Here is a 10,758-nt window from a genome sequence, read left to right on the forward strand (position 1 = left end):
CTTCATAATTAAAGTTAATATTTATAATAATTAGGAATATAGGCGAACATTAGTTCGCCCAAAATATCCTAACCAACATCATCATGAGCGAAACGGTTAAACAAGAAATCTAAGGCATAATTTCGCAGTTGATAATATTGAGGATCTTCCATAATTCTCGCTCTATCTCTAGGGCGAGAAAAAGGAATTTCCATCACTTCCCCAATTTTTGCATGAGGTCCATTGGTCATCATTACCAACTTATCAGCCAAAAATAAAGCCTCATCAATATCATGGGTAATCATCAAAACTGTACAACGATTATCACCCCAAATCTTCAACAATTCTTCTTGTAATTCTTCCTTAGTAATTGCATCTAACGCCCCAAAAGGTTCATCTAAAATCAACACTTTCGGACGAATAGCCAAAGCCCGGGCAATAGAAACCCTTTGTCTCATCCCCCCAGACATTTGCATAGGTTTCTTTTCCATTGCATCAGCTAAACCCACCATTGCTAAATGATCTCTGACAATAGCGCGTTTTTCTGCTTCTGGCTTAGTTGGATAAACTGCATTTACAGCTAAATAAATATTTTCAAATGCTGTTCTCCAAGGTAGTAAGGCGTAGTTTTGAAATACGACCATTCTATCTGGACCTGGTTTTGTAATAGGTTGTCCTTCTAATAAAACTTGTCCAGTGGTAGGAAAGTTGAAACCGGAAACCATGTTTAATAAAGTTGATTTACCGCAACCAGAGTGACCGATAACGCAAAGAAATTCCCCTTGTTCAACGTTGAGGTTAACACCATCGAGAACTGTAAATGGTCCATTTTTAGTGGGATAAACTTTACAAACATCTTGGATTTGTAAAAACGGTTGACTGCTAATTGTGCTAGTAGCTGTGTTGGTAGTTCTCAAGTTGCGGTTTTGCATTTTAAATTTTTAGTTTTGAATTTTTTTAATAACTCGTTCCCAGTCTCCGACTGGGAATGCTATCAAGAGGCTCTGCCTCTGGTAAAATGAAGGCAGAGCCTCTAGTAAAATGAAGGCAGAGCCTTCTATACTTCATTCCCATACAGAGTATGGGAACGAGGAAAAACGAGGAAAAGACCCGCTCGTTTCCCACTTACCGCGAGGTCTTATGATGAAAGATCCCCGACTTCTAATGTGATGATGTCAATAAATCATGAATCTTTAGTAGAAATCGGGTATCTGGTTTAAGCTGCAATTTTACGCGGTGCATCAAGAATAACTTCTGCAACGGAAAAATCGCGTTTAATGTCTAAACTGGTGAGATAGGCAAAAGGATCATCAGAGTTGAAAGGTTTACCATCAAATAATTGAATTGGTTGACGAGTGTAGCTAATATCTAAACCTAATTCTCTAGCTGCGGTACTAAATACACCAACCCGACAAACTCTTTCCACAATTTCTACCCAGTTACGAGGAAATGGCGTTTCTCCCCATCTTGCTAATTGTGTCATGATCCAGATTTGTTCGGTTCTGCTAGGACGATTAATAGCAGAATCAGAATAAAATTGATGATGGGCATACTCACGCATGGGATGATCTAAATCACAGGTATTAATGCCATCAGGATCTTCAATTTGGATAAAATCAATGTCGGTGCTGACATAATCCCGACTTGCTAAAATTTGTCTAACTTCTTGGGCATTTTGGGGATCAGCACAATATTGACAAGCTTCTAATAATGATTTGGTTAAGGCAATATGAGTGTTTGGATATTTATTTGCCCAGTTTTCCCGTACTCCTAAAACCTTACCAGGATGTCCTAACCAAACTTCTAAATCTGTGGCAATGGTAAAGCCTGAACCTTCAACTGCTGCCCGATAATTCCAAGGTTCACCTACAGAATAACCGTCAATAGTTCCACCTTTTAAATCTACTACCATTTGAGCAGGAGGGATATTTTTCATAACCACATCACTGTCGGGGTCAATTCCACCTGCTGCTAACCAATAACGTAGTAATAGGTTGTGCATGGATGCGGGATGAACTACTCCCATTCTGTGTGTTTGTTCGCGGGTTTTTAGGAGATAATTTTTGAAGTCGGATAAGCTATGTACACCTTCGTCATAAAAACGTTTGGCTAAGGTAATGGCGTTACCGTTGCGAGTCATGGTTAAGGAGGTAACTACTGGTAATGGTTCGTTTTTATTGCCTCCTAAAGATAACCAAATTGGCATTCCTGACGGCATTTGTGCCGCATCTAAATAACCCCCAGTGATGCCATCAACGACTCCGCGCCAGTTGCTTTCTCTGACTAAGGAAACTTCATCTAAACCATGTTTGGTGAAAAAGCCTTTTTCTTTGGCTATAGCTAATGGCGCACAAGCTGTAAGGGGTAAGAAACCGATTTCTAAATTAACTTTTTCTAAACCATGACGGGCAATATCTGGAGTTTTTCTTGCCCGAATTTTTTTGATGCGTTTTTGTTGGTTAAGGAAGTAAATCATTTCACTTCGCAAGGTGTAGTAGCTGGGATGTTTTACTACTTCCATGCGTTTGCGAGGACGAGGAATATCAACTTCTAAAATATCGCCAATTTTTGATTCTGGTCCGTTGGTTAACATGACAATTCTGTCAGATAACAAAACGGCTTCGTCTACGTCGTGTGTCACCATAACGGCGGTAACTTCGTTTTCTTCACAAATTTGCATTAATTGTTCTTGCAAATTCCCGCGAGTCAGTGCGTCTAATGCACCGAAGGGTTCATCTAATAGTAATAGTTTAGGACGAATTGCCAAGGCGCGGGCTATAGCTACCCGTTGTTTTTGTCCACCTGATAACATCCCTGGTTGTTTATCAGCATGGGGACGCAAACCGACCATATCTATGTGTCTATCAATAACCGCTTTGCGTTCGGCTGCGGGCATTCCATTTAATACTGAATCTACCGCTAAGGCGATATTTTCTCTTACTGTTCGCCAAGGTAAAAGCGAATAGTTTTGAAATACGACCATTCTATCTGGTCCTGGTTTTTTAATTCTTTGTCCTTCTAAAGTGACTAAACCTTCTGTTGGTAAATCCAAACCGGCAATCATATTTAAAAGCGTGGATTTACCGCAACCAGAGTGACCGATAAGAGAAACAAATTCGCCTTTTTTAATTTGGAGGTCAATACCTTTGAGGGCGATATATTGACCGCCACCAGTTAATTCAAAAACTTTATCAATTTGCTCAACGCCAACAAATATAGACATAATTTTGGTAATTGTTAGTTGTTAGTTGTCAGTTGTCAGTTGTCAGTTGTCAGTTGTCAGTTGTTATTTCTTTGTTATTAACTAATGACCACTGACTAAGTAGGTAAACACAATAAAACCAATCTTTGTAAAGAAAAGTAAAATCGCCCAAACCCTCTTCACTCTTGCCTTTTGCCTTTTGCCTCTTGCCTTGCCATAACGACAATTTTTAATGCTAACCTACTTAATGACTAAGAGGGTGTTTGAAAAGTTATGATTGCTGTATCAAATATTTTACCCCTCCCTAACCCTCCCCTTAGAGGGTGTTTGAAAAGTTTTGAATGTATAAATTGACCCCTCTCCAAACCTCTCCCCGACGCGGGGAGAGGCTTTGAAAACCCCATTCCCTGGTAGGGAAGGGGGGCAGGGGGGTTAGGTTTTTGGAGATTATGGGTTTCATCTGATACTTTTCAAACAACCTCTTATAAAGGGGAGGGAACTAGATTTTTATTGTTTCCCCCCTTTACAAGGGGAAAGGGGGTAACAATGTGATGAAAATTACGGGATACCACTTTTCAAACAACCTCTAATGACTAATAACTATTTCTGTTCACTTGGTAAAATCCAGTTTTGTAATGCAGCCATGAGTTTATCTAGGATGAGACCAACAACACCGATATAAACTAGTGCCAAAATTACTTCACTAACGTTGTTATTTTGATAAGCATCCCAGATAAAAAAGCCGATACCAACAATACCGGACATCACGATTTCTGCCGCAATAATCGCTAACCAAGCCAAACCAATAGCAATTCTTAAACCTGTAAAAATGTAGGGTAATGCTGAAGGAATTAAGATATTAAAGAAATACTCTTTTTTAGAAAGTTGCAGAACTTTAGCAACGTTGTTATAGTCTTGAGGAATTTGAGTTACACCCACCGCAGTGTTAATGAGAATCGGCCAAATTGCGGTGATGAAAATTACGAATAATGCGGCTGGTTCGTTTTGGCGTAATGCTGCTAGGGAAATAGGAACCCAAGCTAAAGGAGGTACTGTTCTTAATAACTGAAACAAAGGATCTAAAGCTTTTGACATGGTTCTATTAACACCAATCAAAACACCCAAGGCAATACCGACAATTGCCGCTAATGTGTAGCTAATAGCAACCCGTTGGAGACTAGCCCAAATTTGCCAAAAAAGTCCTTTATCAGTGCCTCCTTTGTCATAGAAGGGATACAGAATCAAGATCCAAGTGTCTTGAATAACTTGAATTGGTCCGGGTAATGTTGCCCCTGGAGTCCAAGAAAATAGTTGCCAAATAGTTAAGAAAATTAAAAGGGCAATAGCTGGGGGGATAAGTTCAGGAAGTTGTTTCTGTAAACCTGATAAAAATTTATTCTCTAATGTAGGACTTGTGGCACGTTTTTGGGCTATGGTCATGGATTTTTCCTCTAATTTATGAATGATTAATGGGTGTTTTGTGAAAATTAAATTTGCATTTTAAAAATCCGTGTAGAGACATTCTAAGTAGTGAGACAGAATTAATTACACAATGTCATTGCGTAAGTCTTGCGTGGCGTTAGCCATATGGAACGAAGTGAAATGAAGCAATCGCAAGGGTTGTGATTGCTTCCCTTCGTTCGCAATGACTGTAAATATTTTTGTCCAATTACTTATGTCTCTACATTTTCAGACAGGTCTATTGATTAAACACCTACTTTTTTAATTTTTAAACTCTTGAGATATTCTTCTGGTTTTTCAGGGTCGAATTTGACTCCATCAAAAAACTCTTCAACTCCACGAGATGTACTAGTGGGAATGTCAGCAGCAGGTATTCCTAATTCTTTAGCTGCTTCTTTCCAAATATCTTCGCGGTTCACTTTTTTGATTAATTCTTTAGCTTTGGCTGCACCATTGGTAATGTAATCTTTGGGTAAGAATCCCCAACGCACATTTTCAGTGATGAACCATAAATCATGACTTTGATAAGGATAAGAAACACTACCTTTTTCATCTTTCCAATAATAAGCAGCCATTGATTTATCATCAATTGTTCGACCATCACCCATGTCATATTTACCTTGGTATGGGTCAGCCAGAACTGCTGGGGAAGATAAACCAAAATACTTTTTAGCGGCGAGAATTTCTGCGGCTTCTTTGCGGTTATCAAAGTTATCTAGCCACTGTTGGGCTTCCATGACACCTTTTAATAAGGCTTTTGTGGCTTTGGGATTTTGGTCAACCCAATCACCTCTCATGGCAAAATATTCTTCGGGGTGATTTTTCCAAATTTCGGCTGTTAATGCCGCCATGAAGCCGATTTTGTCGTTAACCAGACGAAATGGCCAGGGGTCGCCAGTGCTGAAAGCATCCATTGTCCCGGTTTTCATGTTGGCGACAGTTTGCGCCGCTGGAACTGTTAATAATTTGACATCTGTATCCGGGTCAATGCCACTTGCTGCTAACCAATAACGAATCCATAAGTCTTGGTTAACGTGAGGGAATGTGAAAGCTGCGGTGAAGGGTGTGGAGGATTTGAGTTGGGCAAATAGGGGTTTAGCCGCATCGAGTTTTAAGCTAATACCTTTCCCTAAATGTTTGTTGGCGATCGCAATTGCATTACCATGTGTAACTAACTGAGCTAACACATACATGGGTATTGGTTTATTACCCTTAGTAATTTTTCCTTCTGTAATTAAGTGCGGCATGGGCATTTGCCATTGACCACCATCAATACCACCACCAGCAGAACCAATTTCTACGTTGTCTCTTGCTGAACCCCAAGAAGCTTGTTTAGAAATTTCGACATCTGACATCCCATGTTTAGTGAAAAAGCCTTTTTCTAAAGCAATTATTAATGGTGCAGACTCAACAATGGGAATATATCCAAGTTTAACTTTTGTCGTTTCTGGTTTTTGTTCGGGACTAATATTAGCTACTGCTTGAACACCAGATTTTGCAGAATTACCAGTGGTTTCTGGTGGGTTTCCTAAACAGCCTTTCAGTAATACGGCACTGGCAGAAACTCCAGCAGTGACAATAAATTTACGGCGAGTAATTTGATTCAAAAAGTCGGACATAACTAAATCTCCTACATTTACAAAGTTATTTTTTAGCCATAATTAGACATTAAAATTCAAGCAAAATCATAATATTTTCTTGCTAATGCCATAAAATAATTGCCTTTTCTAGATAAAAAAGCTGATTTAGGTATGGGGGCAAAGTTTAATTACTTTGGGTTTTTGGGTAAGATGGAAAACAACCTCTGAACCAATTAAAATCAGTTTACAGGTTTTTGCGGGAAATGGATCAACTTGGCAAGGTAATTATTAAATAAATATTAGATTAGACATATAAGTAAAAATTTATAGTCTGGACTTAATTTTGTGACAAGTTATTAATATATATTGCTTGATTGATGATAACGATTATTCTCAACTATGATTTCCGTAATTTTAGGTTGATTTAATCACATAAAAAAGGAGAGAAATAGACAATCCTGATGTTAACTATAGAATGACATCTTCATCCATAGATAAATTTGATGATAACCATTTTTGATAATGGAGAATTAGAGACTTCCAATCAAAAAAATATCCCAAAATTTCTTGTGGTGCGGGACGAATTGCCCGCTAATCATCAAGGACGGGCAAGGATGCCCATCCCACAAAATTGGATCATTTTTTTGTGGAGTTCTCTTACTACAGTAGAATTCAGGAGTCAGGAGTAAAACTGGCTTTGTGTATATATAAGTAGGTTGGCGTTAAAAATTGTCGTGATGGGAAGGGAACTCCAAAAGAGGTTTTGGGCAACTTTACTTTTCGTTACATATTACTCTTACAGCAGTTGCAGGTTGAATGCAATACAATTAAGGGCGCAGACCCTGCGCCCCTACAGGATTGGCGATGAAACTTTGTACCTCATAACAGCAGGAAGTGCTGTATGAGAAGCCGCTCCGCGTCTACAGTTTTTTCCGTTCACCTACTTAGTTATAGGAAGGGGATTATAGCTAAACAATGACAGGATCAACCTTTGCCAGTGATAATAGACGAAAAATCACATACTGATTACCAGCAAATATGAAACGTCGTGAATTTATAAATTGGGTGGGATTAGGTTGTTTAGCTAGTTCCTTACCTATCGCAATTGCAGCCTGTTCTCCCGAAACCAGTACATCAGCTAATCCTGGATCTAATGCTGCTACTAAAGGCTGGCAAAAGGTGGGTACGGTGGCACAATTAGACAAAACTGGTCAACTATTGCTGGAAAATTCCCCAATTGGTGCGGTATTAGTGGTTGGCACATCTAAAACCGCAAAAAATTTGATTGCTGTGAATCCAACTTGTACTCATCAAGGTTGTACGATCGACTGGAAAGCCAAAGAAAGCAAATTTGTTTGTCCCTGTCATGGAGCAAAATTTGCTCGTGATGGCAAGGCACAAGACGGACCCGCTAAAAAACCACTGAAAACTTACCAAGCCAAAATTGAAGGTAGTTCTGTCTTAGTCCAAGCAACTTGATCTTCCTAAAGAATTTTATATAGCAGGAAGTAGGGGCGCAGGCCCTGCGCCCAGTTAGTACAGGTCTTGCGCCCAGTTAGGAATATGAATTAAATAAAGTGCAAAAGTAGGGTGTGTTAGCGACAGCGTAACGCACCATTTCAGGTTAAGTCAGAATTGCAGGTTATTAAATTTGCGTTCCTTAGTACAAGTCCTGCGCCCAGTTAGTACAGGTCTTGCGCCCAGTTAGTACAGGTCTTGCGCCCAGTTAGGAGTCAGAAAAACATTCTTCTCCCTGTTCCCTGCTATATGAATCGCTATACAATACAACGCATCAATTCGGTATTCGCAAGTATTTTTGCTAATTTGGTTATGTAAATTAAATACTAGACAATTAATTAAATTAAATTAAAATTATACAAATAACCCGTTAAATTAATAAGAGCTATAATTTTATACTTAGGTTAAATCAAAATGCGTCTAGAGCAGTTGCAAGCCTTTTTGGCGATTGTTCAAACTGGCAGCTTTCAACAAGCAGCAAAACAATGTGGTGTGACTCAATCAACCATTAGTAGGCAAATTCAGGCATTAGAAGCAGATTTAGGGATAGAACTATTTCATAGAACCTCCCATGCCAAATTAACGTTAGGTGGTGAACGATTACTTCCTCGTGTACATAAAATCTGCCAGGAATGGGAGTTGGCTACACAGGAATTAACAGATTTAATTGGAGGAAAGCAACCAGAACTATGTATTGCGGCAATACACTCAGTTTGTGCTTCTTACTTACCACCCGTGTTACAAAAGTTTTGTCATCATTATCCAGATGTCCAATTGCGAGTTACATCATTAGGAAGCGATCGCTCTCTGAAAGTCCTCAAAGATGGTTTGGTAGACTTAGCAATTGTCATGCACAATCGCTTTCTGATCACAGGCAAAGAAATGGCTATAGAATTCCTATACGAAGAACCCATAGAAGTCCTCACCGCAGCCAATCATCCCCTAGCTGAATATGAGTCTATCCCCTGGTTAGAGTTAATTCGTTATCCTCAAGTAGTATTTAAGGATGGTTATGGAATGCAACGTCTGATTCAAGATAAATTTGAACAGATGAAAACTACACTTAAAACAGCTTTAGAAGTAAATACCCTAGATGCCTTTCGGGGGGTAGTTCGTCAAGGAGAACTCATTGCCTTACTGCCCCAGTCAGCACTCATAGAAGCCAGATATGACCCCACTCTGGCTGTCCGTTCCCTCTGTGAAAATAGTAATTTAGGTCATAATTCCCCCCTGACTCGTCAGGTAGTCATGGTAACAACTCAAGATCGTCTCCACATTCCTCCCATACAATATTTTTGGCAACTTGTCAAGGATAATATTCCTGGAAATTCTAGCAAGAGTTAGGAGTAAAAGAGAATTGTGGAAGGAGTTTCATGATCAATTTGAGCCTATACAGCACTTTTCCTTTAAAATTGCCTTTTTCCACTAACAACTGATAATTAACAACTAACAAATGACTAATAAATTTCGGGAATTTATCCAAAAAGTAGGTAGTGGAAGTCACACATCAGATCATTTAACCCGTGCTGAAGCAGCTACTGCGACAAAAATGATGTTATTATCTGAGGCGACACCAGCACAAATTGGCGCGTTTTTAATTGCCCATCGGATTAAGCGCCCTACTGGGGAAGAGTTAGCAGGAATGTTAGATGCTTACTATGAACTAGGTCCAAAATTGTCGGCAATAGCCCAACCTGTCATCGTTTTGGGTATGCCCCATGATGGCAGAACCCGTACTGCACCCATCAATATCATTACGTCTTTGTTATTAGCTACTGCGGGTCAACCTGTAATTATGCACGGCGGAGATCGCTTACCCACAAAATATGGTTTACCTTTAATCGAGATTTGGCAAGGTTTAGGAATAGATTGGACTGGTTTATCACTGGAACAAACCCAGGGGATTTTTGAAGAAACAGGAATTGGCTTTATTTACACACCCAAACATTTTCCTTTAAATCAAACTCTGTGGGAATATCGTGATCAATTGGGGAAACGTCCACCGTTAGCAACAATGGAGTTAATTTGGTGTCCATACATGGGGGAAGCCCATATTATTGCCGGTTTTGTTCATCCACCCACGGAAGCAATGTTTCAAGCCGCTTTAGGATTACGTGGGATGACAAAATATACTTTTGTTAAGGGCTTAGAAGGTAGTTGTGACTTACCACGCGATCGCACAGCCATTATCGGTTTATCTTCATCAAATCCAGAAACATTAACCCGTCTACAACTTTCACCCCGTGAATATGGCTTTACTACTAAAAATGTTCCTCTAACTACTACAGAAGAACTCATTCAAGATATGCAAGGGGTTTTGACGGGAAAAGCCAGCGAATTAATGCAAACAGCCCTCTGGAATGGTGGTTTTTACCTATGGCGCAGTGGGATTTGTCCAGATATGCAAGCTGGTATAGACAAAGCCGCCGAATTAATTACCAGTGGTCTATTAGCTGCTAAACTGCACCAAATCAAGATGTTGCTGAGTTAAATTTATAACCCATTCTTTCTTCTAACTCCTGACTCGGTGACTCCTACTATTCCTAATTAATCCGCTTACTAAGCAGATCATCATAATGTCGCACTTCTAATAGCTGGTTTTTTTCACCCACAATGACAACAGTAGGAGAGTAACATTTTAACTCTTCCATAGTAAACTGCCCGTAAGTCATTATAATCAAGCGATCGCCAACTACGCCTAAACGTGCGGCTGCTCCATTCAATTCAATAGCTCCTGAATTAGCTGGAGCGGATATGGCATAAGTAATAAAACGCTCGCCATTAGCAATATTCACTACTTGTACTTGCTCGTAAGGGAATATACCAGCTTTTGCCAAGAGAACCTCGTCAATACTAATACTGCCCACATAATTAATATTTGCCGCTGTGAGTGTACAGTTATGAATTTTTGCTGATAAGAGAGTGCGCTGCATTTGATTTTAAATTTTTTTTGCAACCAGTGAGAGATTCGGGAATGAGATCAGTAGGTTGTTACTGAATTATTCCACAATTATTGGT

8 protein-coding genes are annotated in these 10,758 nt (G+C 39.5%); 3 read left to right on the forward strand and 5 right to left on the reverse strand.

The window, feature by feature from the left end; translation table 11 throughout:
• Positions 1-68: 68 nt before the first annotated feature.
• From FJR37_RS22610 to FJR37_RS22625, 4 genes are all read right to left on the reverse strand, one after another.
• Positions 69-911: a nitrate ABC transporter ATP-binding protein gene (locus tag FJR37_RS22610; RefSeq protein ID WP_039200832.1), complete on the reverse strand. Its 843-nt coding sequence runs from the start codon at positions 909-911 to the stop codon at positions 69-71.
• Positions 912-1,195: 284 nt separating this feature from the next.
• On the reverse strand, positions 1,196-3,202 hold the full coding sequence (locus FJR37_RS22615; RefSeq protein WP_039200833.1) for a nitrate ABC transporter ATP-binding protein: 2,007 nt from the start codon (positions 3,200-3,202) through the stop codon (positions 1,196-1,198).
• A 579-nt stretch (positions 3,203-3,781) separates the two neighbouring features.
• Positions 3,782-4,621, reverse strand: a complete 840-nt coding sequence (gene ntrB / locus FJR37_RS22620) for a nitrate ABC transporter permease (RefSeq protein WP_039200835.1) — start codon at positions 4,619-4,621, stop codon at positions 3,782-3,784.
• A 266-nt stretch (positions 4,622-4,887) separates the two neighbouring features.
• Positions 4,888-6,261 carry a CmpA/NrtA family ABC transporter substrate-binding protein gene (locus tag FJR37_RS22625; RefSeq protein ID WP_168467183.1) on the reverse strand — a complete coding sequence of 458 codons (1,374 nt, stop codon included), beginning with the start codon at positions 6,259-6,261 and terminating at the stop codon, positions 4,888-4,890.
• 999 nt (positions 6,262-7,260) lie between these two features.
• Between FJR37_RS22625 and FJR37_RS22630 the strand changes: the two genes are divergently transcribed.
• The 3 genes from FJR37_RS22630 to FJR37_RS22640 all read left to right on the forward strand — a co-directional run bounded on the left by FJR37_RS22630 (position 7,261) and on the right by FJR37_RS22640 (position 10,231).
• Complete coding sequence (locus tag FJR37_RS22630; RefSeq protein ID WP_168467184.1) at positions 7,261-7,701, forward strand: ubiquinol-cytochrome c reductase iron-sulfur subunit; 441 nt, start codon at positions 7,261-7,263, stop codon at positions 7,699-7,701.
• A 453-nt stretch (positions 7,702-8,154) separates the two neighbouring features.
• The gene (locus tag FJR37_RS22635) at positions 8,155-9,084 is read left to right on the forward strand and encodes a LysR family transcriptional regulator (RefSeq protein WP_168467185.1); all 930 of its coding nucleotides are present in this window, start codon (positions 8,155-8,157) and stop codon (positions 9,082-9,084) included.
• A 109-nt stretch (positions 9,085-9,193) separates the two neighbouring features.
• Positions 9,194-10,231 carry an anthranilate phosphoribosyltransferase family protein gene (locus FJR37_RS22640; RefSeq protein WP_039200846.1) on the forward strand — a complete coding sequence of 346 codons (1,038 nt, stop codon included), beginning with the start codon at positions 9,194-9,196 and terminating at the stop codon, positions 10,229-10,231.
• A 52-nt stretch (positions 10,232-10,283) separates the two neighbouring features.
• Here FJR37_RS22640 and panD read toward each other — a convergent pair whose 3' ends face one another.
• On the reverse strand, positions 10,284-10,673 hold the full coding sequence (gene panD / locus FJR37_RS22645) for an aspartate 1-decarboxylase (protein WP_027404164.1): 390 nt from the start codon (positions 10,671-10,673) through the stop codon (positions 10,284-10,286).
• Between the last annotated feature and the right edge of the window lie 85 nt (positions 10,674-10,758).

It is taken from the genome of Aphanizomenon sp. UHCC 0183, from assembly GCF_009712065.1.
GTDB classification, from domain to species: Bacteria; Cyanobacteriota; Cyanobacteriia; order Cyanobacteriales; family Nostocaceae; genus Dolichospermum; species Dolichospermum heterosporum.

Excerpts from the sequence above, each read along its gene's own strand:
- FJR37_RS22610 (WP_039200832.1), bottom strand. The coding sequence starts at position 911 with ATGCAAAACCGCAACTTGAGAACTACCAACACAGCTACTAGCACAATT.
- panD (WP_027404164.1), bottom strand. The coding sequence starts at position 10,673 with ATGCAGCGCACTCTCTTATCAGCAAAAATTCATAACTGTACACTCACA.
- ntrB (WP_039200835.1), bottom strand. The coding sequence starts at position 4,621 with ATGACCATAGCCCAAAAACGTGCCACAAGTCCTACATTAGAGAATAAA.
- FJR37_RS22630 (WP_168467184.1), top strand. The coding sequence starts at position 7,261 with ATGAAACGTCGTGAATTTATAAATTGGGTGGGATTAGGTTGTTTAGCT.
- FJR37_RS22615 (WP_039200833.1), bottom strand. The coding sequence starts at position 3,202 with ATGTCTATATTTGTTGGCGTTGAGCAAATTGATAAAGTTTTTGAATTA.
- FJR37_RS22625 (WP_168467183.1), bottom strand. The coding sequence starts at position 6,261 with ATGTCCGACTTTTTGAATCAAATTACTCGCCGTAAATTTATTGTCACT.
- FJR37_RS22635 (WP_168467185.1), top strand. The coding sequence starts at position 8,155 with ATGCGTCTAGAGCAGTTGCAAGCCTTTTTGGCGATTGTTCAAACTGGC.
- FJR37_RS22640 (WP_039200846.1), top strand. The coding sequence starts at position 9,194 with ATGACTAATAAATTTCGGGAATTTATCCAAAAAGTAGGTAGTGGAAGT.